The organism is Pedobacter cryoconitis, from assembly GCF_001590605.1.
In the GTDB taxonomy this organism is placed as follows: domain Bacteria; phylum Bacteroidota; class Bacteroidia; order Sphingobacteriales; family Sphingobacteriaceae; genus Pedobacter; species Pedobacter cryoconitis_A.
In genome coordinates, this window is record NZ_CP014504.1 from 118,863 (window position 1) to 141,786 (window position 22,924).

Sequence of the window (22,924 nt, forward strand, 5' to 3'; positions counted from 1 at the left end):
TCTTGTTAATTCTGTTCCCTGAATTTTTAATTCTTATAACTGAACCACTTGAACATTTCCTTCAAACTGGTTTTTTTGCCATACATTAATATACCTACTCTGTATATTTTTGAAGCTACCCACACTGTCCCTATAAATCCCACTATCAATAATCCCATAGACAAAGCCAGCTGCCAGTCGGGCACACCATAAGGTAACCTGACCATCATCGCAATCGGAGAAGTAAAGGGTATCATCGATAACCAGAAAGCAAGCGGCCCATAAGGATCATTCACCACAACACTTAAAGATAGGGCATAACTCAAAGTAAGCGGCATCATAATCGGCATCACAAATTGCTGTGTCTCCGTTTCACTATCCACAGCTGAACCAATTGCCGCATATAGAGAACTATAGAATAAATAGCCGCCAATAAAAAAGAATATAAAGACCAGCAGGATTTTTGTCAGATCAAGATTAGCCATACTTTTTTGAATATAAGCAACCGGACCATCGTCAGCTACCTGTTTTCCGATGGAAGTTCCTGTCTTTGATTGTACAGCAGAAACAGTACTTTGCTGCAATCCTTTATTGCCTGTAAACGTTTTAACCGCTACAGTTGAAATCGTGACTGTCAATAAGATCCAAAGAACAAACTGCGTCAATCCTACCAAAGCAATACCGATGATTTTTCCCATCATCAGCTGAAAAGGTTTGACAGAAGAAATCATCACTTCAATAATCCTGCTTGTTTTCTCTTCAATTACGCCACGCATCACCTGAATACCATAAATCAGAATAAAAGTAAACATCAGGATACCGGATGCATAGCCAATAACCGTTGTTGCACCAGCACTCGAATCCTCTTCCTGTCCTGCCTGATTAATCTTCTTGTTATCAATATTGACAGTAGCTTTTAATTTATCAAGGTCTTCTTGTGCAATACCACTTTCCTTAAGTTTTTGAATTCTGATAGTATTCTCCACATCGTCAACTACTTTCGAATTCATGGAAAAGCCGGCCTGTTTAGTTCCTAAAAGTTGTATTCCTGCAGGATGGTCCAGGCTAAACTCAGGCAGGTAAAGAATGTAGTCATAATCTTCGTCCTTAAGACCAGCTTTCATTTGCGCCAATGATTTATGGACATAAACGTAAGTCGTATTTTTAGTAGAAGCAACCTTTTCAGTTAGTGTTTTATTATCATTCACTACCGCAATCCTGTTATTGGCCGAACTAGCCCCTTGTATGGAGAAGTAAATGATCATCCCATAAAAACCTGCGACAATGATTGGTGTTAACAACGTCATGACAATAAATGATTTCTTTCTGACCCGGCTTAGGTATTCTCTTTGTATAATGAGTAAAATCTTGTTCATCGCGTTAATCTTTTAGTTTTACCTGGTCAATAAAAATGTCGTTCATTGTAGGGATTACTTCATCTAAGCGATGAATATTTACGACAGGCAGCAAGGCTGATAAAAGCTGGTTGGCAGTCTTACCTGTGCTGATCTGAACCTTAATCCTTGTTTTACCCGGCAGTGTCTCTTTATGCAGTATTTCAAACAGACCAGTTGCCTGTTCAGCAGGATACTCCCCATCATACTCTACCCAGTAGGTATTATTCCTGTATTGTTCCTTAATATCCGATACTGAACCATCCAGTATTTTTTTAGAACGGTGAATCAATGCAATGCTATCACATAACTCTTCTACAGATTCCATCCGGTGCGTAGAAAAAATAAAAGTTGCACCTTTCTTGTTCAATTCCAGGATTTCATTCTTGATGATGTCTGCATTGACAGGATCAAAGCCAGAAAAAGGTTCATCCAGAATAATCAGTTCAGGTTCATGTAATACAGTAGCTACAAATTGTACCTTTTGCTGCATCCCCTTACTCAGGTCTTCTACCTTTTTATTCCACCAGCTTCCCATTTCCAGTTTTTCAAACCAGTACCTGACTTTTTTAGTAGCTTCAGATGTACGCATACCTTTGAGCTTGGCCAGGTACAGCACCTGCTCACCAATTTCCATTTTTTTGTATAAACCACGCTCTTCCGGGAGATATCCTATTCTTGCAATGTGAGAAGAATTCAGACGTTCGCCATTAAAGATTACTTCACCGCTATCTGGTGCAGTAATCTGCGTAATAATTCTGATGAGTGATGTTTTGCCTGCACCATTTGGGCCTAGTAATCCGAATATCTTTCCCTGCTCTACCTTCAGACTTACATCGTCCAGTGCAAGATGCGTAGCATATTGTTTAACAATATTATTTACGTTAAGCATTTAGTCTTTATTTAGTTCTTAGTTACCCTTTAGACTGAAATCAGACAAAATGTTACAGATTTAGCGAGCTGTATTTGTTAATGCAATTAATTGTTTTGCATTGGTCAATGCCGATGTGCCCCAGGTATTGTTGAAATATACGAATACTTGCTGAGGTCCCTGCATTATAGATTTAGCAAAAGCAATTATTTCCTGTCCGGTATACAGTGATTTATAGAGGACCGGCTTGCCATGGAAGCGGTAATAAACAGGATCATTAAATAGAACCACTCCATCTGGTAAAGCAGAAGGATAACTTAATCCGCTGAAAGTCAGGTGATGTTTTTTAAACTCTTCCATCACCGTATTATTCCACCAGCTAATATGCCTGAATTCAACTACGTTCTTAAACAAAGGATTTAAATTTTTTAACAATAAGGCTAATCTCTCTTCGGTATAAGTGAAAGAAGGAGGCGTTTGAAATAATACGCAGCCTGTTTTATCCCGCAAGCCAGAAGAAATTACCTCATAAAAATCAATAACCAAGCCTTCCACCTCATTAAATTTATTATAATGTGTAATTGTACGGGGCGCTTTAATCGTAAAAAGGAAATCAGCCGGACTGGTCTCATACCAGGTATTAAAGCTTTTTAAAGAAGGCTGTTTGTAAAAGGAAGAATTAATCTCTATCGTATTAAAATGCTGGCAATAATAGCTAAACCAGTCCTTTTGAGGAAGACTGGAAGGGTAGAATACCTCTCTCCATTCTTTATAATAAAATCCGGAGCAGCCAATTCTCCAATCTGCTATTGCTATTCCATCCATAAACCATTTTTTAAATTAAACAACGGTTCCGGACTAAAGTTTTTGCATAAAAAAACAGGCTGTACCCATTCAGATACAGCCTGTTTTAAAATTATATTTAAGAAACGATTACTCGAAATACTCTTTCATTTTTTCAAAGAAGCTCTTGTCATTTTTACCTGGCTGAGGTTTGAAATTCGGAGATTCACGTAGTTTCTCAAGCATATTCCGTTCTTCACTGCTCAGGGCTTTGGGCGTCCAGATATTTACGTGAATAATCTGATCACCACGGTGATAAGAATTTACTTCAGGAATACCTTTAGCTTTCAGGCGCAATAACTTTCCGCTTTGTGTACCGGGCTCGATTTTGATTTTAGCTTTACCATCAATTGTGGGTACTTCGGCACTATAGCCTAAAGCAGCATCAATGATACTTAAGTGTAAATCATAAACGATATTGTTTCCTTCACGTTTCAAGGTTTCATGAGGGATTTCTTCAATCAGAATGATCAGATCACCGGGAACACCACCATTAGGGGCTGCATTACCTTTTCCGCTCATGCTCAATTGCATACCGTCACTCACCCCTGCAGGGATATTGATTGTAATTGTTTCCTCACCACGAACTGTTCCTTCACCATGACATGAGGTACATTTAGAAGTGATTTGTGAGCCGGCACCATTACAAGTCGGGCAGGTAGCAGTAGTTTGCATCTGGCCTAAAATAGTATTGGTTACTCTGCGAACAGAACCACTGCCACCACAAGTTTTACAAGTGCTGATAGATGATTTGTCCTTCGCTCCAGAACCATCACAGGTTTTACAAACAATCTGTTTATTAACCTTTATTTTTTTCTCTGCGCCATGCGCTATTTCTTCAAGGGTAAGTTTGACTTTAATACGAAGGTTAGAGCCTTTAGCTACGCGTCTGCCGCTGCTGCGTTGTTGCTGTCCGCCGAAAAAGCTATCGAAAGGACTGCCACCGCCACCGCCGCCACCAAAGATATCGCCAAACTGGCTGAATATATCTTCCATGTTCATGCCGCCGCCGCCATAGCCACCACCGCCACCAGAAGCTCCGCCAACACCTGCATGGCCATAATGGTCATAGCGTTGTTTCTTCTCCGGGTTGCTTAATATCTCGTAAGCCTCAGCAGCTTCCTTAAATTTATCCTCAGCAGTATGGTCATCAGGATTTTTGTCCGGATGGAACTTTATAGCCAGCTTTCTATAAGCTTTCTTGATCTCTTCCGGAGAAGAACCTTTGCTTACACCAAGGATATCGTAATAATCTCTCTTACTCATAATTAACTACCTACAACTACTTTTGCAAAGCGTATAACTTTGTCATTTAAAGTGTATCCTTTTTCTAATTCATCTATAACTTTTCCTTTCAACTCTTCAGTTGGGGCAGGGACTTTAGTGATTGCTTCATGAAGGTCTGTGTCAAAAACAGTATTTGCACATTCCATTTCCTTTAAGCCTTTCTGATTCAGAATGCTTTTCAGTTTAGTATGTACCAATTGAATCCCTTCACGGATTGCAGTCACATCAGTAGCGTTTTCAGTTGCTTTATTTGCACGGTCAAAATCGTCCAGTACAGGAAGCATAGAAATAATTACATCCTTACCAGCAGTCTGTAAAAGCTCAACACGTTCTTTTTGTGTACGTCTTTTAAAATTATCAAACTCAGCAAAAAGGCGAAGATATTTATCATTCAACGCTGCATTATCAAGTTTTAATTGCTCTTCAGCAGAGATTTCCTCTACAGGTTCAGTGATAGTATCCGCATTCGCGTCATCTGTAAGTTCTTTGTTTAACTGCTCTTCAGCAGTATTTTCCGTAATAGGATTTTCTGTATCGTTTGTTTTCTTCTTGCTAAACATGGTATAGTAGAATTTTATAATGCAAACTCAAAAGGTTTGCCAATGAAGTATATCAGCCATGCTGTCAGTTTTGTTTGAACAACACTGTACAGAATGGCTGAAAAGAAATTATTTTGTCAGGAATGGTCAGTTTTTTGGAACAGACACCTAGTTGATTGTTGCATCATCATGGACGATACCTGCTTCACACTTAATAATACGTGATGGCAGGGTACGGATGATATGATAATCATGCGTAGCCATTAATACAGCAGTACCGCTCTGGCTGATTTGTTTCAGCAACAATACGATTTCTTCGGACGTTTCAGGATCTAAATTTCCTGTAGGCTCATCCGCGAGGATAATATCCGGATTATTTAATAGTGAACGCGCGATTACCACACGTTGCTGCTCACCACCAGAAAGCTCATGTGGCATTTTTCTGATTTTTGAACGCAGTCCCACCTTTTCCAGTACATCTTTAATCCGTTCTTCAATTAGCTTTTTGTCTTTCCAGCCAGTTGCTTTCAATACAAAATCAAGATTCTTTTCAATTGTACGGTCTGTTAACAACTGGAAATCCTGGAATACGATCCCTAACTTTCTGCGCAGATAAGGCACATCCCGCTCGGCCAGTTTTTTAAGGTCGAAGCCTGCAATTTCCCCCTCACCATTACCGATATGAAGTTCACCGTAAATGATTTTCAATAAACTGCTCTTTCCAGATCCTGTCTGTCCGATCAGAAATACAAATTCACCTTTATCTATGTTAAGATTAACATCAGAGAGTACCAGGTGTTTTTGTTGAAATACATCTACATTTTTTAAATTTATAACTGCGTTTCCTGCCATGTCTTAAATATCTAATTTTGCAATCTGACCAAATGGTAAATCTTTTACCATATCCATAATATAAGGCAACTTGTCACCCAGACCTAATTTTTCCAGAGATTTATCAGGCCGGTCTACCCTGAAATAAGCCAGTAAGGTGAATTTATCATCTCTTAGCTGGACATAATCCGGGATTTTGGCAATACCTTTTACTTTGATTACATACATTTTGTTCAAAAATAGTGTTTCAAAATGATAAAATGAGCGCCCGTTTAAATTTGTAGCGGAAACTTATAACTTATTCAGGAAGTTAATTGTATTCACGTTATCCGCATAATCCCATAACTGAGGATGCTGACTTTGGCCAAAAGTTACCGAATCCACATCCAGTTTTAAAGCCGTATGAGTGACCACACACTGGATATTATCCTGCATTCCTTTCAGTTTCTCATTTAATTCAGCCAGGTTTTTATAATGTTCAAAATATAAAACAGCAAGAGGAGAGGATAGCCCTTCATCTTCTTTCAATAACAAAAAGCCATTGTCAAAATGCTGAACTGTATTGACCAGGTAAATAGATTTATTATAATCGTAGTTATTATTGTACTTGAAATGATTGATAATATCCTGATACTGCTCCAGCGGCTCAAAGAAGTTTTTAAGCTCATAACCTTCAGGAACATAGATTTTAGAAACATTTCTGCAACCCAGTCCAAAATAATCAAAGATATCATGACCTAACTGCCCGATCTCAGTTATACTTTCTTTACCATCTAATACTGCAACACTATTCCTGTTTTTTCTGATGATATTGGGCACTTTACCAAAATAGTAATCAAAGTATCTGGAAGTATTGTTGCTTCCTGTTGCAATGATCGCATCGAAATCTTTCAATCTTTCTGCATAAATGATTCTGTCAGCTAATAATGGTTCAAACTCAATAAGCTGTTTCAATAAAGCTGGTAATAACTGGCTGTCAGCAGAAGAAAGTTTGATAATGGCTATGTTTCCTGTAGCCAGGACAGACAAAATATCATGAAAACCTACCAGGGGAATATTTCCTGCCAGGATCAGGCCTACTTTTTTTGGATGCTGGCTGACTGTGATTTGTTCAAACCATTTTTCCAAAGCAGGCAGATTAAGCATTTCCTGAAAAGAAGCTAAAGATCTCCGCACTTCAGCCACAGTAAACCAGGCATTATGATTAGGTGCTGAATCGATTGTATTACTAAATTCATCACCCGGGTGATTTAAGAAATCACTTAGTTTATGGAATGCAATAATTAACTTTTCAGCGGTAAGGATTGACATGTTTGAAGTAATTTTAAAGTATAAATGTTATATTTGCAGTGCAAAGGTAACTTTAGCAAATAGATTTATACGAAGACATGGCTATTAAAATAACAGACGAATGTATTAATTGCGGAGCATGTGAGCCTGAATGCCCAAATAATGCAATTTATGACGCAGGTACAGCCTGGAGGTTTTCTGATGGAACCAACTTAAATGGTATCATTGATTTTGGCGATCAGGAAGTAGATGCTGGTGCGGCTCAGGAAGCAGTTTCTGATGAAGTATATTATATCGTTTCAGATAAATGTACAGAATGTAAAGGGTTTCATGATGAACCTCAGTGTGCGGCAGTGTGCCCGGTAGATTGTTGTGTGGATGATGAAGATATCCGTGAAACAGAAGAAGAATTATTAAAGAAAAAAGCCTGGTTACACCAGGAGAACTAGTTCTTTAATTTGAATATAACAGAAAAAGACAAAAGGGCGCAGATGCGCCCTTTTGTCTTTTTCTGTTATATAGATTTATACTTCTGCTTTATTTGGAATAATCAATACCGGGCAGGCAGATTTCCTGGCCACATGTTCAGCCACACTTCCCATTAAAAAGTGATATAATCCCGTTCTGCCGTAAGTTCCGATCACAATCAGATCGGATCCCCATTCATCAGATTGCTTAATAATTCCATGAGCTGCAGTATCTACTACGCTTAAATACGTAGTTTTAATACCGTTACCATAAGTATCTTCTATTTCTTTAAGCAGCTGATGGCTGTTTTCTTCACTGTTATCGTAGCTTTCCAGGAAAACCGGCGCCAGGGTAAGGTCCTGATTGATTGTTGCCGGCATCGGCTCAATGATATTGACTAAGGCAACTTCTGCATTAAAGGTCTTAGCCAGTTCGTAGCCTGTTTTCGCTGCCTTTTCTGAGCAGGTACTGTTATCTACTGCAATTAATATCTTTTGGAAGTTCATAATTTCTGGCGTTAAAGAATGTAATATCTGGCATTAATATAGGTAATACTTATATAACAAATTAATCAATCAAATGTTTATCCTGTCGTTTTCTAAATCACTATCCTTACTTTTGAGTACTAGATTTCATTATGGAACAGATATTCGCAATTTGCAGGGTAGCGGTAGCACCAATCAGGGCATCATCGGCTGATCAGGCCGAAATAACGACACAATTATTATTTGGAGATCAGGTGGAGGTATTGGAAAAAGCTGAACCCTGGTGGCGGATCCGTAATGCCTATGACGGTTACGAAGGCTGGATAGATTTTAAACAGCTCGGGACACTTACTCAAACCGAATACGAAGCCTGTAAGCAACGTACTGCATTAGTGCCGGCAGCAGTCAGTAATCAGGTTATTGCAGCCGATGGAAGTACGTATTACTTAGCTGCATCGGGTAATCTGCCAGCTTATAGCAATGGATACTGCAAATTGGGTAAAGAAGAATTCCAGGTCTTATTTGAGCCTCATGATATTTCAGCACAAACTACTGGCTTAAAACTTGTTGATTCGGCCTTGTTTTATCTGAATGCACCTTATTTATGGGGGGGGCGCACACTATTCGGTATTGATTGTTCTGGATACGTACAGGCTGTTTTTGCGCTATATGGCATTGCCCTTCACAGAGATGCCTCTCAACAGGCAGCACAAGGAGAAGTTGTTAACTTTTTACCAGAAGCCCAAACCGGAGACCTTGCCTTTTTTGACAATGCAGACGGCAAAATCATACACGTAGGCATTATGCTAAATGCAAATCAGATTATTCATGCTTCAGGAAAAGTAAGAATTGACGCTATTGATGATCAGGGGATTTATAATCCTGAACTTGGACGTTATAGCCACAAACTCAGGATTATTAAAAGATTTATAAATCCCACTCCCACACCATAACCAGCTTATCATCGCCTGTGGTTAATAAATATTTACCATCCAGGCTCCAGATGAGCTTATTGATAGAATGGGTATGACCATGGGTGTTTTTTTCAATACTCAGGATTTTATAGAGTTTCAAATCATCACTACCCCATAATTTGATGCTCTTATCCTGGCTCACTGTGGCGAAATAAGGTAATGAAGGATGAAATGCAATTCCGTAAACACTAAATAAGTGTGCTGGAATGCTATGCTGAAGCTGATAATCCGGCAATGACCAGAAATTTAGCTGTGCATCTCTTCCGCCCGAAATCAAGTATTTCCCATCTGGTGAATACTGAACAGAAGTAACAGGTAAAGTATGCTGCTTTAATATATGCAGCAAGCTGTAATCATGCAGCTCATAAATGCGGGTAACACCATCTTTACAGCCAAAAGCAACCTGTAAACCATCCGCACTCACAGCTATTGCTCTTACTGTATCCGCAGAAACCCTGATCCGGTAAAGTAAGGAGAGGTCGGTCAATGACCATACCCCAACTGTACCGTCTTCACTTGCAGTTAAAAATTCCTGTTTTTCCGGAATGGTTACCAAGTCAAATACAGGTTTTTCATGGGCCTGAAAAGTTGTCTTAACTATTTGCTTGCTCAGGTCGAATATACTCACCTCACCACTTCTCTGACCCACAAAAAGCAGGTCATTATACTGATGAAGACTATAAACAGATGTTTTTACCGGCATTAAAACCTTCAAAAAGGACATTTTTTCCAATGACCATTCTACTACACCTTTATCATTTCCACCTGTAAAAAAAATACCGGCTTTACTGGAATTGGTTAATGCATAAATGGGGTTTTGATGGCCGCTAAGCGATCTTAAATGTTTCAGCATAATTAACGGTGCCTGCCTTCCAGGTTTACCCCGATATCGGCCAGTGTTTTACCTTTCTCTCTTAACAAAACTAATAAGTGGAAGATTAGATCAGAACTCTCGTTCACAAAGTCAACATCTGTTTCGTTCAATGCTGCGATAACAGTTTCCACACCTTCTTCTCCAACTTTCTGCGCAATCTTGTTTAATCCTTTTTTACGCAATTTGTTGACATAAGATTCTTCCGTAGGATGATCATATCTGTCGTGGATGATTTTCTCCAGTTCAAAGATGAAATTCTGGTTGAAGTTAGTTTTAAAACAACTTCTGCTTCCTGTATGACAGGTTGGGCCCACCGGGGTAACTTTGATCAGGATCGTATCCTGATCACAATCAATATGTGTCTCTTTTACATATAAAAAGTTGCCACTTTCTTCTCCTTTAGTCCATAAACGGCTTTTAGAGCGGGAATAAAATGTTACTTTCCCTTCCTGTTGGGTTTTTGACCAGGCTTCCTGGTTCATATAACCCAACATTAACACTTCCAATGTTTGTATATCCTGAATGATTACAGGAACCAATCCATCGGTTTTCTCAAAATCTATAGTCATAACCTTACTGGTATGTTGTATTTTTTTAATTCGTTTTTCAAGTGGGGGATAGGGATTTCACCGAAATGAAAAACCGAAGCAGCTAGTGCCGCATCCACACCTGTTGTGGTAAAAACTTCTGTGAAGTGTTCAACTTTCCCGGCCCCACCAGAAGCAATTACCGGAATATTGATCATTTTACTAATACTATCCAGCAGTTTGCAATCGAAACCCTGTTTAGTACCGTCATGATCCATTGAAGTCAATAATATTTCTCCAGCGCCCAAATCTTCAGCCTGTTTAATCCAGTGTGCTGTCTCGATTTCTGTAATTAAACGGCCTCCATTCAAATGCACCATATTTCTGCCTGCTACTAATTTAGTATCTACCGCAACTACTACGAATTGCACGCCAAATACTTTAGCCAGATCTGCAATAAGCTGCGGGTTTTTAACCGCTGCAGAATTGATACTAATCTTATCAGCACCGGCATTCAATAAAGCTTCTGCATCGGCAATCTCTGTAATTCCTCCACCAATAGTAAAAGGAATGTTGAGCTGTCTGGCCACCGACTTCACCATTTCGATCATCGTTTTACGACGCTCATGGGTAGCGGTAATATCCAGGAATACCAATTCATCTGCGCCTTGCTGGGCATATTGCCAAGCCAGTTCCACCGGATCTCCAGCATCCTTCAGGTCCACAAAATTAACGCCTTTTACGGTCCGGCCATCTTTGACATCCAGACATGGAATGATACGTTTGCTTAACATCGGTTATAAAGAAGTCAGGGCTTTAAGATTCCATTCCTTAATCTCTTCGATAGAGATGCGGTTTTCGTAAATAGCCTTTCCAACTACGCAAGATCTGATTTCAAGCTTTGCCAGTTCTTCAATATCTTCCATTGAACTGATTCCGCCCGATGCGATCAATTTGATAAACGGAGAATGTTCCAGTAATTTTTTATATAAATCTACAGCAGCACCCCCCAGCTTACCATCCTTGTTAATATCAGTACAAAGGAACCTGAAAAAACCTAATTGCAAACATTTATCAACGTAATCCATTAATTTGATAGGTGAGCTTTCCATCCATCCTGAATATTTGATCACTTCATCCAGTACATCAATCGCAATGACAATGCGGTTTGCATAATCATATTTCTTACCTACTTCTTTGCTTAAATCAGCCAGAAAATCAGGATTAGTAATCGCTTGTGTACCTACAATAACCCGGTGGATACCTGCATCAAGCAAATTAGTCACCTGTTCAATGGTACGGATACCACCGCCGTACTGTACGCGCATTTCTGTTTTTTTAATAATATCAAAAAGCTCAATTTGATTACTAAAATCTCCTTTAGCACCATTTAAGTCAATAATATGTATAAATTCAGTACCGTTAGACTTATAAGTCTCAATCATTTCGGCAATGGATACATCGTATACTGTCTTTTGGTTATAGTCACCTTCTCTGAGGCGGACAACTTTACCATCTAAAATATCTATAGCGGGGATAATGTACATCTTATTGTTTTAAGTTAGAAAAGTTCAATAATAATTGTTCGCCTGCAGCGCCCGATTTTTCAGGGTGAAATTGCACCCCGTAAAAATTGTCTTTTTGTATAGCTGCAGCATATTGCAGACCATAAGTCGCTGTTGCTATTTCAAAAATAGCGTTATATTCAATAAAGTACGAATGCACAAAGTAAAATTGTGTCTGATTTTCAACACCTTCGAATAGTAAATTGTTTTTAATCTCTATATTATTCCATCCCATATGAGGGATTTTAATACCCAGATCTTTATCAAATAGTTTCGTTTCCAGCGGTATAATATTCATCAGTTGTGCATCACCTTCCTGCGAATGTTCAGTAAGTAATTGCATACCCACACAAATGCCTAAAACAGGCTTTTTGAGTTGTCTGATGGAGTCTACCAGGCCAGTTTGGTTCAGTTTTTCCATCGCAGCCCCCGCATGTCCTACACCGGGGATAATGATATGGGAATACTGCTCAAAATCATGTTCCGTATTAATCATTCCATAACTGAGCCCCAGTCTGGATAACGCAGAAGTCAGAGAGAAGATATTCCCTGCCCCGTAATTAACGATCCCTATCATTTTATAACATTCCTTTTGTACTCGGTAAAACTAATTTTTCCGCATCTCTTTTGATGGCCATTTTAATCGCTTTTGCAAAAGCCTTAAAGATCGCTTCAATTTTATGGTGTTCATTATCGCCTTCAGCTTTTATATTGAGGTTACATTTCGCTGCATCACTAAAAGACTTGAAGAAGTGGTAAAACATTTCGGTGGGTACATCACCTACTTTTTCTCTTTTAAATTCTGCATCCCACACAATCCAGTTCCTGCCCCCGAAATCGATAGCCACCTGCGCCAGGCAATCATCCATCGGTAAACAGAAACCATAGCGTTCCAAGCCCAGTTTATTGCCTATAGCTTTGGCAAAAGCCTCACCCAATGCAATTCCGGTATCTTCAACAGTATGGTGCTCATCAATATGTAAATCACCTTTAGCGCTGATATTTAAATCTATTCCTCCATGACGTGCAATTTGATCGAGCATATGGTTAAAGAAATTTAACCCGGTTTCTATTTTCGCTTTTCCAGTTCCGTCCAGGTTAATTTCTATCTCTATATCCGTCTCATTAGTCTTTCTGATATGGTGAAATTGTCTGCTGCCTGCACTCAGGAAAGTATAAATATCCACCCAGTTCTGTGTTTGCAAGGCAATTACCTCAGTTAATGTCTCGGCTTTATCCAACATCTCTGCCGATCCTAACATATCATTATTTCTTAACCAGATGGCTTTTGCGCCCAGGTTTTTAGCCAGTACGACATCATTAATCCGGTCGCCAATCACAAAAGAACCAGCCAGATCATATTCACCAGTTAAAAAATGCTGTAGCAAACCTGTATTTGGCTTACGGGTAGGTGCATTGTCATGTGCAAAAGTTTTATCAATGATAATCTCAGAAAAAACTACACCTTCTCCTTCAAAAGTATCCAGAATGAAGTTATGTACAGGCCAGAAGTTAAGTTCAGGATGAGAATCAGTTCCTAAGCCATCCTGATTGGTTACCATCACTAAGTCGAAGTCCAGTTCTGCAGCTATTTTAGCCATATAGTGCAACGATTTCGGATAAAATTTAAGCTTTAAAAATGAATCTATTTGTTCATCTTCTGGTTCAGTGATCAGTGTGCCATCACGGTCTATGAAAAGTATCTTCTTCATGGTTAGTTGGTTAACGATTTTAAAGCGGATATTAGTATTTCATTTTCTGCAGGCGTACCTACAGTAATTCTTAAACAGCCCTCACAAAGGGTTACTTTTGCGCGGTTACGCACAATAATTCCACGGTCTACCAAAGCATCATAAGTACCATTGGCATCTGCTACTTCGACCAGGATAAAGTTTGCATCAGAAGGATAAACCTTGTGTACCATCGGTAAATCCAGCAGTAATCCGGCTAAATGTTCCCTTTCTGCTACTGTAGTTTTAATCCAATCATTCACCTGTCCAATATTCTGCAGCGCAGCTAAAGCCAGATCTTGCGTAGATTGACTGATATTATAAGGGGCTTTAACTTTATTCAGGATATCAATGATCATGCTGGACGCAAAAGCCATACCCAAACGTAATCCTGCAAGTCCCCATGCTTTCGAAAAAGTCTGTAAAACTACCAAGTGTGGGTATTCAGTTAATTCCTGGATAAAAGTACGTTGTTTTGCAAAATTGATATAAGCCTCATCAATTACCACCAACCCCTTAAAATTGGCCAGTATAGTTTCGATATCAGTACGGACCATAGAATTTCCAGTAGGATTATTAGGAGAGCAGATAAAAATCAGTTTTGTATTGGCATCAATTGCCTCTGCTATTCCTTCCAGATCTAATTGGAAATTCGGTAATAAATTCACTTTACGGATTTCTACATCATTGATATTTGCAGAAACCTCATACATTCCGTAAGTAGGCGGAAGGATGATTACATTGTCTTTTCCCGGGTTACAAAAAGCACGGAATAAAAGATCTATAGCCTCATCGCTACCATTTCCCAGGAATGTATTTTCAATTGGGACACCTTTTATTTTACTTAGTGCATCCTTCAGGTCCAGTTGTAAAGGATCAGGATAACGGTTAAAGTTTTCTGGCAAGGGTGAGCCGTAACTATTTTCATTGGCATCTAAAAACACACTCGCCTGACCTTTGTACTCGTCTCTTGCTGTAGAATAGGGGCGAAGGGTTTTGATGTTTTCGCGTTGTAGGTTTTTAATATCCATCTGATGATTTTAAACGAATGGTGATTGCATTTTTGTGCGCTTGAAGCCCTTCTGCGGCTGCAAGTATTTCTACAGTCGGACCAATAGCCTTTAAGCCTTCCGGACTAATCTGCTGAAATGTGATTTTTTTGATAAAAGAATCGATTGAAACACCTGAATAAGCTTTTGCGAAACCACTGGTTGGTAAGGTGTGATTTGTACCTGAAGCGTAATCCCCGGCACTTTCAGGCGTCAGGTTACCCAAAAATACAGAGCCTGCATTGATGATTTTCGGAATCAGTTCCTGAAAGGTATCTGTAGCCAGAATCAAATGTTCTGGTGCATAAGCATTACTGAAAGCCATGGCTTGTGTTTTATCCGCTACCAGTACAGCATAAGAATTTTCAATTGCCTGAGCAGCGATATCCTTTCTTGGTAAGTCATTGAGCTGTATTTCAATTTGACTTAATGCCTCAGTGATCAGTGTTTCAGAGGTGGAGACCAGGATGGCCTGGCTATCTGTTCCATGTTCTGCCTGTGCTAAAAGATCGGAAGCGACGAAAGCCGGATTAGCAGTTTCATCAGCAAAAACCAATACTTCCGAAGGACCAGCCGGCATGTCAATCGCGGTGATCCCTGAAGCCAATACCTGCTGTTTTGCCTGGGTCACATAACGATTTCCAGGACCAAAAATCTTGTAAACTTTAGGCACGGTAGCTGTACCGAAAGCCATTGCGGCGATCGCTTGTGCACCACCCGCCAGATAGATTTTTTCGATACCTAAAAGCTGTGCACAGTAAGCCAGGTAACAATTGGTTTTTCCATCCTTTTGCGGAGGGGAACAAACCACAATTTCCTGACAGCCTGCTAAAGTTGCTGGTGTAGCAAGCATTAAAAAAGTACTGGGTAAAACCGCTGTCCCACCTGGAATATACAAGCCCACACGTTCTATTGCTCTGGACTCGCGCCAGCAGGAGACTCCCGGCATAGTTTCCACTTTTGCTTCTGGATAAAGCTGCGCTGCATGGAACTTTTTGATGTTTGCATAAGCGGTGTCGATGGCAGATTTTGCATCAGCAGGAATAGTAGAGGCAATCTTTCCAATTTCTTCCTTTTCGATGAAAAGCTGCTCCAGGTTTACCTTGTCAAACTGTAAAGCGTAGCTTCTTAGTGCTTGATCTCCTTCTGCTTTGACCTGTGCAATGATCTCTTTTACACTTTCTGCAATACGCGCATCATCAGCTAGTTGTCTCAAACAGAGTTCTTCAATATTCTGTTCAGATAAATCAGTATACTTATAGAGTTTCAATGTTTTACGTTTTTATGTTAACCAATAGTTAACGTTAAAAAGATATTATGGATTAAAAGCGTGGCTTAGGAGATGATCTTTTCGATTGGCATCACCACAATTCCTTCAGCACCAGCAGCTTTCAGACTGTTGATCTTTTCCCAGAAATCCTGTTCTGCAATCACCGAATGCACTGCTACCCAATCTTCTTCGAAAAGAGGTACGATCGTCGGACTTTTAACTCCCGGCAATAAGCTCACCACTTTTTCAAGATTTGATTTTGCAACATTCAGTACCACATATTTTGTTTCCTTGGCAAGTAATACCGAACGGATTCTTTGCAGTAATTCAATTACATCTTCATTCAGTTCCATGCCTTTACTGGCAATCAGTACAGCTTCAGATTTCATCACTTCACCGAAAGGTTTCAGTCCGTTGCTTTTTAAAGTTCCACCTGTAGAGACGATGTCGCAGATAGCATCACTTAATCCAAGACCAGGGCCAATTTCTACCGATCCTGAAATGGTACGGACAACTGCATTTACATTGTTGTCATCCAGATATTTCTGAAGGATTACCGGGTAAGAAGTAGCGATCGCCTTGCCTTCGAGTCCGCTTACATCAGTGATCTCACTTTCGTTTGGAACAGCAATTTTTAGTGTACATTTTCCGAAGCCTAATTTTTGAAGATAGGTCACATCAGCGTTCACCTCTGTGATTACATTTTCACCAACAATACCCAGGTCGGCAATGCCATCCTGAACATATTCTGGAATGTCATCATCTCTCAGAAATAAAATTTCTAAAGGGAAATTGGTCACAGTTGATATGAGGGAGCTTTTGTAGTTTTCGAATGATAAACCACAATTTTTAAGAATCTCTACGGATTTTTCGTTTAGCCTTCCAGATTTCTGGATAGCAATTTTAAGTGTTTTCAATTGATTGAAATTATTGAATGAAACAGGAAAATAATTCGGAAACAAGTTTTGAAGTACAAAACATTACATATCTATCGCCATAACTGGCGATGGTACAAATGTAAGTGATGGTTCAAAATATTGTTCATAATATATGTCTCTATTCAATAATGCATTGCACACTGAGTAGCACAAATATATAGATAGAATTGACAAATCAAAAATATATGGCATTTTATTTGATCAAGTTGGGTATACAGCATCACAACAAAGCTGAATTTAATTAAAGAACGCTCATTTTGAAAAAAGCACTAGCCCTTATTTTACCCCTTTGCCTCTTTTTATCGTCTTGCAACTGGTTTAAAACCACACCAGAGATCGGTGTTATCTTATCAGAACATTTCAAGAATAAACTTTATAAAGATTTTGATACTGCGGCTTATCATGTAGTTTTTAACCGTCACCTTGATTCTTTACAATCTAAATTAAGTAATCCTAAAGTAATTGGTAATTTTTATGCGGATGATGAGCGTAAAAATTTGCTGGTTACCCGTTTTTATGGTAATGGGGAATTAGATACCCTTAAAAGTTATCTCGAAAATAGTAAAGTACATGGATTTAATCCCGAAATATTCAGACATAAAGACCTGGACCGGGCTTTAGCTGCATTAACCGCTAATAAATTTAAAAATATCAATGAAGTATATCCAATACTAGCTGATCTGGAACTTTATGCCGCTTCCTCTTTGCTGAAGTATGATACTTTTATTGGTTATGGAAGTGTTAATCCGAAAAAAGTATTAAACAGATACTATGTGACTACCAGCCGGCCAGATAGCGCAGCAATGAACAAAGTTCTGGAGACGAAAAGTCTGGTTAAGTTATTAAAAGATATTCAGCCTGCTGGTGAAAACTATAAAGTATTACAAGCAGCACTGGCTAACCTTGAGAAAGATCCATCCCGCAATGCGGTAGCCATTAAAGCTATTGAAGTGAACATGGAAAGATCCAGATGGAAAATACCAGGCTTAAACTCTGAATATGTGGAAGTTAATATTCCAGATTTTTCACTAACCTGGTTTAAAGAGCAGGATACAGTAATACATATGAAGGTCTGTGTGGGTGCAAGAAGGGAAAAAGCTTTTGAAGAAAAGCAGAAAATCTATTCAAAGACCCATTCGCTGGATGATAAACCTAAAAATCACCAGACCCCAATCCTGTTGAGTAAATTTAGTGCAATTGAGGTAAATCCGGTATGGAATATCCCGGTTAGCATCGCCAAGAATGAAATTTATAACCAGGCCAGAAGAGACCCTTATTATTTATCAAATAATAACATGAAGGTTTATTATAAAGGGAAACTCGTTAACGATACAGATACGATTCAATGGGAGAAATATTCCAGAGAAAATCTGCCTTTCCAATTTAAACAAGGTTCCGGTTCAGGAAATGCATTAGGCAAGTTCAAATTTATGTTTGATAACGGCGCGAGTATCTACTTGCATGACACCAATAATAAATCGGCATTTAATTCAGCCAGCCGCGCCATTAGCCATGGTTGCGTACGCGTAGAGAGACCTTTGGAGTTTGCACAGAAAATGGTGAATAACGGTGCTGAGTATGATCAATTAAGGATGGAAGTGAACCTGCCACCTGTAGATACTACGAAAATGGGCATTTACAGAAAAAAACTGGCGAAAAAAGCGGATACCTTAAATGTATTTCAATTGAAGCCGAAATGGTTTGGGACCAGAAAGAATATCTCTGTATTTATCAATTATAAAACTGCCTGGGCCGAAAACGGGAAAATAGAATATCGGAATGATGTTTATGGCCTGGATGATGCATTGTATGCTGCAATGAAAAAATACTTGTAAAAATTTATTGGTGAATGATTAAAGGCCTGCTTTTATAGCGGGCCTTATCACTGTATAGTGGACTCATACCCTAGTCAATACTTAGTGTTCTATGGCTTCTACTTTACGAAAAAGGAGTTTTGTTTTGTGCGGTATTAAATTCTATTCTTTTGAAATTTCTGTTTTTTACCAAATGATTGTAATTAAATTTATACCTTTGGTTTTTAATGAATTTCCTCTACCCAGGTTTTCTTTTTTCACTGCTGGCGGTAGCTATACCTATCCTTATTCATTTATTCAATTTCCGGAAATTTAAGAAGGTATATTTTAGCAATGTGTCTTTCTTAAAGGCTGTTACAGTACAACATTCTTCCCGCGAAAAACTCCGTAATTTATTAATTCTGGCTTGCCGGATACTTGCCATCATTTTTCTGGTGCTGGCCTTTGCACGGCCATACTGGTCATCAGGAACAGCAGGCTCTCCGGAAAATGGAAATCTCGTGAATGTCTATATTGATAATTCTTATAGCATGGAAGCCGTTAATAAAGAGGGTTCTTTATTAGATGAAGCAAAACGTAAAGCAAAGACACTGGCTAAACAATTCCAGCTGAATGATAAGTTCCAATTAACAACTAATGATTTTGAAGGCAGACATCAGCGCCTGGTTAATGCAGAGGAATTATCTAACCTGATTGATGAAGTCAAAGTTTCTCCCGTAGAACGCAGCTTACAGCAGGTCATTAATAGGCAAAACTCAGCCGATGCAGGAAAAAGAAATCAGTACAACTATGTGATTTCTGATTTTCAGCAACAGTTTGTTGGGAAATCAGCGCTGAACACTGAAAAAAATAATTCGCTTAACCTGGTCAGGTTAAATGCAAATACCATCCCTAATGTTGCGGTAGATAGCATCTGGTCTTTATCTCCGGCACATAAACCAGGTGACCGGGAGAAATTTGTAGTACAGCTACGCAATTATTCGGCTGATGCCAGTACTGGAATTCCCTTGAAACTGACGGTTAACAATCAGCAAAAAGCATTAGCTACTTTAAATATTCCCGCAGGAAAAGCAATACGCGATACTTTAAGCTTTAGCGGTTTATCTGCCGGATGGCAAAAAGGGGTGATCAGCATTAAAGATTTTCCTGTCACTTTTGATGATAACCTGGCTTTCACCTTCAAAGTCAGCACTGAATTGAAAGTCTTACAACTAAGCGGGGCGCATTCCGGAAAATATGTAAATGCACTTTTTGGAGCAGACCCTTATTTTAAGCTGAATACTATGCCAGAATCAGCGATAGTTTATGCTGGTTTTCATCAATATAACCTGATTGTACTTGCTGGCTTAAAAGCACCTTCAAGTGGCCTGGCCCAGGAACTTAAAACTTATATGAAAAATGGGGGAACAGTTGTTGTTTTTCCTGATCTGGAAGCCGGAGCTGCTGTTTATTCTTCATTTTTAGAAGCCTTAGCGGTTCCGCAGACCGTTTCTTTAAGTAAGGATACGGTTACGGTCAATACAATTGCACTCAAAAACAAGATATTTAATGATGTGTTTGAAGAGATACCTGCCAAATTAGACCTGCCCAAAGTAAACCAGCATTTTATTTATACAGGGAATAACAGCAATGGCAGAGAAGATTTGATGGGGCTGCCACTAAATCAGCCATTTATCAGTAAATACCGTTCAGGGTCAGGACAACTATATTTATGCGCTACCTCTTTGAATATCAAGGACAGTAATTTGCCCCAGCATCCGGTATTTGTTCCTTTATTTTACAAAATTGCTTTAACCAGTGTCCAGGAGCAGCCTTTATATTATACGGTTGGGAAAAGTAATTACCTGAGCTCGGCACCCATTACCCTTAACCCTAATCAGTCACTGCGTTTAATTTCTGGAAAACAGGAAGTTATCCCGGAAATCAGGCAGGTGCCCGGGCAGACTTTATTGTATGTTGCCGACCAGATTAAAACACCCGGAGTATACGAATTGTATAAAGCTGATGCCTTGCTCAGCACTTACGCATTCAACCAAAGCCGCGCAGAATCAGATCTGCATTATGCTGATGATAAAGCGCTTCGGGCAATTTTTGGGGCTGAAAAAGTAAACTTAACGAAACCAGGGGATGATTTATCATTTAAAGCTGTGGAAAATAACCACACAGAGTTATGGAAACTTTGCCTAGTTTTGTGTGCTGTTTTTTTAGCCGTTGAAGCCCTATTGATTCGATTTTTTAACAAATTAAAAATATAAAAAGACATGAACCTTCTCCTCACAGGCGTAACCGTTACCGATCCGAATAGCAAGCACAATCAGAAAATCTGTGATGTTCGTGTGGTACAGGGAAAAATCGCAGAGATAGAGCGTACTTTAAAGCCATTGGAAAATGAGCAGGTGATCAATGGTCAGGGTGCTTATCTGGCGCCAGGATTTTTTGACCTGAACTGTTCTATTGGAGATCCTGGTTTTGAAACTAAAGAAGATATCAAAACAGCAACCGCTGCGGCACAGGCTGGTGGATTTACTGGTCTTGCAGTTTTACCGCACACCAAACCTGTGGTGCACTCGAAAGGAGAAGTAGAATATATTATCAATAAAGCTAAAAACAACCTGGTCGATGTTTATCCGCTGGGCGCAATCAGCCATGATTTGGAAGGAAAAGAGCTGGCTGAGCTTTTTGATATGAAGAATGCAGGTGCAATAGCTTTTACGGATGGAAATAAGCCAATCACAGATGATGGGTTTATGAGCCGTGCGCTGCAATACTGTAAAGGGATTGATGGTTTACTGATCGTATATCCTGAAAATAAAGCGATCGCTGGTAAATCGCAGGTGAATGAAAGCAAAACCAGTGTATTGCTTGGAATGAAAGGTATGCCTGCACTTGCAGAAGAAATGCACATTTCAAGAGATATTTTCCTGGCTGCTTACCACCAGGCACCAGTACATATCACCAGTATTTCTACTGCAGGTTCTGTTGCACTGATTAAAAAAGCAAAGAAAGATGGTTTACAGATCTCCTGTGATGTTGCTGCACATCATTTAGTCTTCACAGAGGAACTTCTGAACGATTTCGATAGCAATTATAAAATTAAACCGCCATTGCGTGGCAGAGCAGATATTAAAGCCTTAATGGCCGGTCTGAAAGATGGGACTATTGACGCCGTTTCTTCTCAGCACCGCCCGCATGAGCCAGAGTTTAAAGATGTGGAATTTGAAATTGCAGCTTATGGAATCATAGCCTTACAGACAGTATTGCCTTTATTGGTGAGCGCTGGTCTGGATGCTGCCCAAATTGTAAAGAAGCTTTCTATTAACCCACGTAAATTACTTAAACTTCCCGTTCCTGTAATCGCGGTTGGTGAAAATGCGAATTTCGTAGTCTTCAACCCGGCAGAAAAATGGGAATACAATAGCACTACTAACTTTTCCAAGTCCACAAATACGCCTTTATTGGATCGGACGATGACCGGAAAAGTTCAACTCGTTTATAACAACAATCAATTTCAAGTATATGGATAGTAAAGTACAGAGTGCTCTTGTAGCCTCATTAGATAAATTTGCAGCACTTTCAGGTAATGATTCATTAACATTACAACAGGATCTACTGGATGTTTTCAATAAGGACCTGGGCTTTTTAGAGAAGGTAGAAGAATTTGATGGCGTATTTGATGAATACCCTGCTTTTGATGAGCTGAGAGAGGTTTATTTTGATTTATTAATGATCAACTTCTTTGCAAGCGATATCAAAAAGCTGGAAGAAGATTACCTGGACACCGATGAGTGGGCAGATATCGAAGAAGATACCATTGACCGTGGAACTGAGTTGTTAAACTTATTGTTGTATATCAATGAGTGTCATGATGAGCAGATCAAACCTGAACTGGGAGATTTCTTAAGAGAATTCTTATTGGTAGAGGAAGATGAGTTTCAGGATGAATTCCATATCTATGAAGATTTGATCAGCAACCAGCAATTGGCAGAAAGCAGTATTGAGGATATCATCAGTCACAAAGGAATGATTGAGCTTGGAGAAGAAATGGAAGAACTATTTGTTCCTTTCATGAGTTTCTTCAATCAGCCAAAAGCAAATGAGCAGGCATTTAAAGATTTAGAGCAATTTAGTGCAAATAAAGAATTTGATACTGCTGTATATACTTTAATTGCTGTTTTTAACGAAAAAAACTAAGCTGT

24 protein-coding genes are annotated in these 22,924 nt (G+C 39.2%); 6 read left to right on the forward strand and 18 right to left on the reverse strand.

What is annotated here, in order from left to right:
* Positions 1 to 26: 26 nt before the first annotated feature.
* From AY601_RS00550 to AY601_RS00585, 8 genes are all read right to left on the reverse strand, one after another.
* Positions 27 to 1,355: an ABC transporter permease gene (locus AY601_RS00550; protein WP_068395160.1), complete on the reverse strand. Its 1,329-nt coding sequence runs from the start codon at positions 1,353 to 1,355 to the stop codon at positions 27 to 29.
* 4 nt (positions 1,356 to 1,359) lie between these two features.
* Complete coding sequence (locus AY601_RS00555) at positions 1,360 to 2,265, reverse strand: ABC transporter ATP-binding protein (RefSeq protein ID WP_068395162.1); 906 nt, start codon at positions 2,263 to 2,265, stop codon at positions 1,360 to 1,362.
* A gap of 60 nt (positions 2,266 to 2,325) precedes the next feature.
* Positions 2,326 to 3,069 (reverse strand): DUF72 domain-containing protein, encoded by a 744-nt coding sequence (locus AY601_RS00560; RefSeq protein ID WP_068395164.1) that lies wholly within the window; start codon positions 3,067 to 3,069, stop codon positions 2,326 to 2,328.
* Positions 3,070 to 3,177: 108 nt separating this feature from the next.
* Positions 3,178 to 4,353 carry a molecular chaperone DnaJ gene (gene dnaJ, locus AY601_RS00565; RefSeq protein ID WP_068395166.1) on the reverse strand — a complete coding sequence of 392 codons (1,176 nt, stop codon included), beginning with the start codon at positions 4,351 to 4,353 and terminating at the stop codon, positions 3,178 to 3,180.
* A gap of 2 nt (positions 4,354 to 4,355) precedes the next feature.
* On the reverse strand, positions 4,356 to 4,934 hold the full coding sequence (locus AY601_RS00570; RefSeq protein ID WP_068395168.1) for a nucleotide exchange factor GrpE: 579 nt from the start codon (positions 4,932 to 4,934) through the stop codon (positions 4,356 to 4,358).
* Between the two features lie 147 nt (positions 4,935 to 5,081).
* Positions 5,082 to 5,765 (reverse strand): cell division ATP-binding protein FtsE, encoded by a 684-nt coding sequence (locus tag AY601_RS00575; protein ID WP_068395170.1) that lies wholly within the window; start codon positions 5,763 to 5,765, stop codon positions 5,082 to 5,084.
* A 3-nt stretch (positions 5,766 to 5,768) separates the two neighbouring features.
* On the reverse strand, positions 5,769 to 5,972 hold the full coding sequence (locus tag AY601_RS00580) for a fructose-6-phosphate aldolase (RefSeq protein WP_068395172.1): 204 nt from the start codon (positions 5,970 to 5,972) through the stop codon (positions 5,769 to 5,771).
* A gap of 63 nt (positions 5,973 to 6,035) precedes the next feature.
* Positions 6,036 to 7,055, reverse strand: a complete 1,020-nt coding sequence (locus AY601_RS00585) for an acyl-CoA reductase (protein ID WP_068395174.1) — start codon at positions 7,053 to 7,055, stop codon at positions 6,036 to 6,038.
* A 77-nt stretch (positions 7,056 to 7,132) separates the two neighbouring features.
* Between AY601_RS00585 and AY601_RS00590 the strand changes: the two genes are divergently transcribed.
* On the forward strand, positions 7,133 to 7,483 hold the full coding sequence (locus AY601_RS00590; protein ID WP_068395176.1) for a 4Fe-4S dicluster domain-containing protein: 351 nt from the start codon (positions 7,133 to 7,135) through the stop codon (positions 7,481 to 7,483).
* Between the two features lie 75 nt (positions 7,484 to 7,558).
* Here AY601_RS00590 and AY601_RS00595 read toward each other — a convergent pair whose 3' ends face one another.
* The gene (locus AY601_RS00595) at positions 7,559 to 8,008 is read right to left on the reverse strand and encodes a universal stress protein (protein ID WP_068395177.1); all 450 of its coding nucleotides are present in this window, start codon (positions 8,006 to 8,008) and stop codon (positions 7,559 to 7,561) included.
* Between the two features lie 131 nt (positions 8,009 to 8,139).
* Here AY601_RS00595 and AY601_RS00600 point away from each other — a divergent pair, with 131 nt between their 5' ends.
* Positions 8,140 to 8,940, forward strand: coding sequence for a C40 family peptidase (locus tag AY601_RS00600; RefSeq protein ID WP_068395178.1), 801 nt, complete (start codon positions 8,140 to 8,142; stop codon positions 8,938 to 8,940).
* Here AY601_RS00600 and AY601_RS00605 read toward each other — a convergent pair.
* The 9 genes from AY601_RS00605 to hisG form a co-directional block, all read right to left on the reverse strand.
* Complete coding sequence (locus AY601_RS00605; RefSeq protein WP_068395180.1) at positions 8,915 to 9,814, reverse strand: WD40 repeat domain-containing protein; 900 nt, start codon at positions 9,812 to 9,814, stop codon at positions 8,915 to 8,917. The genes AY601_RS00600 and AY601_RS00605 overlap by 26 nt on opposite strands.
* 2 nt (positions 9,815 to 9,816) lie before the next feature.
* On the reverse strand, positions 9,817 to 10,404 hold the full coding sequence (hisIE, locus tag AY601_RS00610) for a bifunctional phosphoribosyl-AMP cyclohydrolase/phosphoribosyl-ATP diphosphatase HisIE (protein ID WP_068395182.1): 588 nt from the start codon (positions 10,402 to 10,404) through the stop codon (positions 9,817 to 9,819).
* Positions 10,401 to 11,156, reverse strand: a complete 756-nt coding sequence (hisF, locus tag AY601_RS00615; RefSeq protein ID WP_068395184.1) for an imidazole glycerol phosphate synthase subunit HisF — start codon at positions 11,154 to 11,156, stop codon at positions 10,401 to 10,403. The genes hisIE and hisF overlap by 4 nt, the downstream gene beginning before the upstream one ends.
* A 3-nt stretch (positions 11,157 to 11,159) precedes the next feature.
* Positions 11,160 to 11,909 (reverse strand): 1-(5-phosphoribosyl)-5-[(5-phosphoribosylamino)methylideneamino]imidazole-4-carboxamide isomerase, encoded by a 750-nt coding sequence (hisA, locus tag AY601_RS00620; RefSeq protein ID WP_068395186.1) that lies wholly within the window; start codon positions 11,907 to 11,909, stop codon positions 11,160 to 11,162.
* Between the two features lies 1 nt (position 11,910).
* A complete protein-coding gene (gene hisH / locus AY601_RS00625; RefSeq protein ID WP_068395188.1) occupies positions 11,911 to 12,504 on the reverse strand; it encodes an imidazole glycerol phosphate synthase subunit HisH in 594 nt (197 codons plus the stop codon).
* Between the two features lies 1 nt (position 12,505).
* Complete coding sequence (gene hisB / locus AY601_RS00630) at positions 12,506 to 13,639, reverse strand: bifunctional histidinol-phosphatase/imidazoleglycerol-phosphate dehydratase HisB (RefSeq protein WP_068395190.1); 1,134 nt, start codon at positions 13,637 to 13,639, stop codon at positions 12,506 to 12,508.
* Between the two features lie 2 nt (positions 13,640 to 13,641).
* Complete coding sequence (hisC, locus tag AY601_RS00635; RefSeq protein WP_068395192.1) at positions 13,642 to 14,688, reverse strand: histidinol-phosphate transaminase; 1,047 nt, start codon at positions 14,686 to 14,688, stop codon at positions 13,642 to 13,644.
* Complete coding sequence (gene hisD, locus AY601_RS00640) at positions 14,678 to 15,976, reverse strand: histidinol dehydrogenase (RefSeq protein WP_068395194.1); 1,299 nt, start codon at positions 15,974 to 15,976, stop codon at positions 14,678 to 14,680. The genes hisC and hisD overlap by 11 nt, the downstream gene beginning before the upstream one ends.
* Positions 15,977 to 16,041: 65 nt before the next feature.
* Positions 16,042 to 16,893: an ATP phosphoribosyltransferase gene (gene hisG / locus AY601_RS00645; protein ID WP_068406973.1), complete on the reverse strand. Its 852-nt coding sequence runs from the start codon at positions 16,891 to 16,893 to the stop codon at positions 16,042 to 16,044.
* 278 nt (positions 16,894 to 17,171) lie between these two features.
* Here hisG and AY601_RS00650 point away from each other — a divergent pair, with 278 nt between their 5' ends.
* The 4 genes from AY601_RS00650 (at position 17,172) to AY601_RS00665 (ending at position 22,919) form a co-directional block, all read left to right on the forward strand.
* Positions 17,172 to 18,749: a L,D-transpeptidase family protein gene (locus AY601_RS00650; protein ID WP_068395196.1), complete on the forward strand. Its 1,578-nt coding sequence runs from the start codon at positions 17,172 to 17,174 to the stop codon at positions 18,747 to 18,749.
* A 206-nt stretch (positions 18,750 to 18,955) separates the two neighbouring features.
* A complete protein-coding gene (locus AY601_RS00655; protein WP_068395198.1) occupies positions 18,956 to 20,983 on the forward strand; it encodes a BatA domain-containing protein in 2,028 nt (675 codons plus the stop codon).
* Between the two features lie 6 nt (positions 20,984 to 20,989).
* Positions 20,990 to 22,252, forward strand: coding sequence for a dihydroorotase (locus AY601_RS00660; RefSeq protein ID WP_068395200.1), 1,263 nt, complete (start codon positions 20,990 to 20,992; stop codon positions 22,250 to 22,252).
* Positions 22,245 to 22,919 (forward strand): hypothetical protein, encoded by a 675-nt coding sequence (locus tag AY601_RS00665; protein ID WP_068395201.1) that lies wholly within the window; start codon positions 22,245 to 22,247, stop codon positions 22,917 to 22,919. Before AY601_RS00660 ends, AY601_RS00665 begins: the two co-directional genes overlap by 8 nt.
* The last annotated feature ends 5 nt before the right edge of the window (positions 22,920 to 22,924 follow it).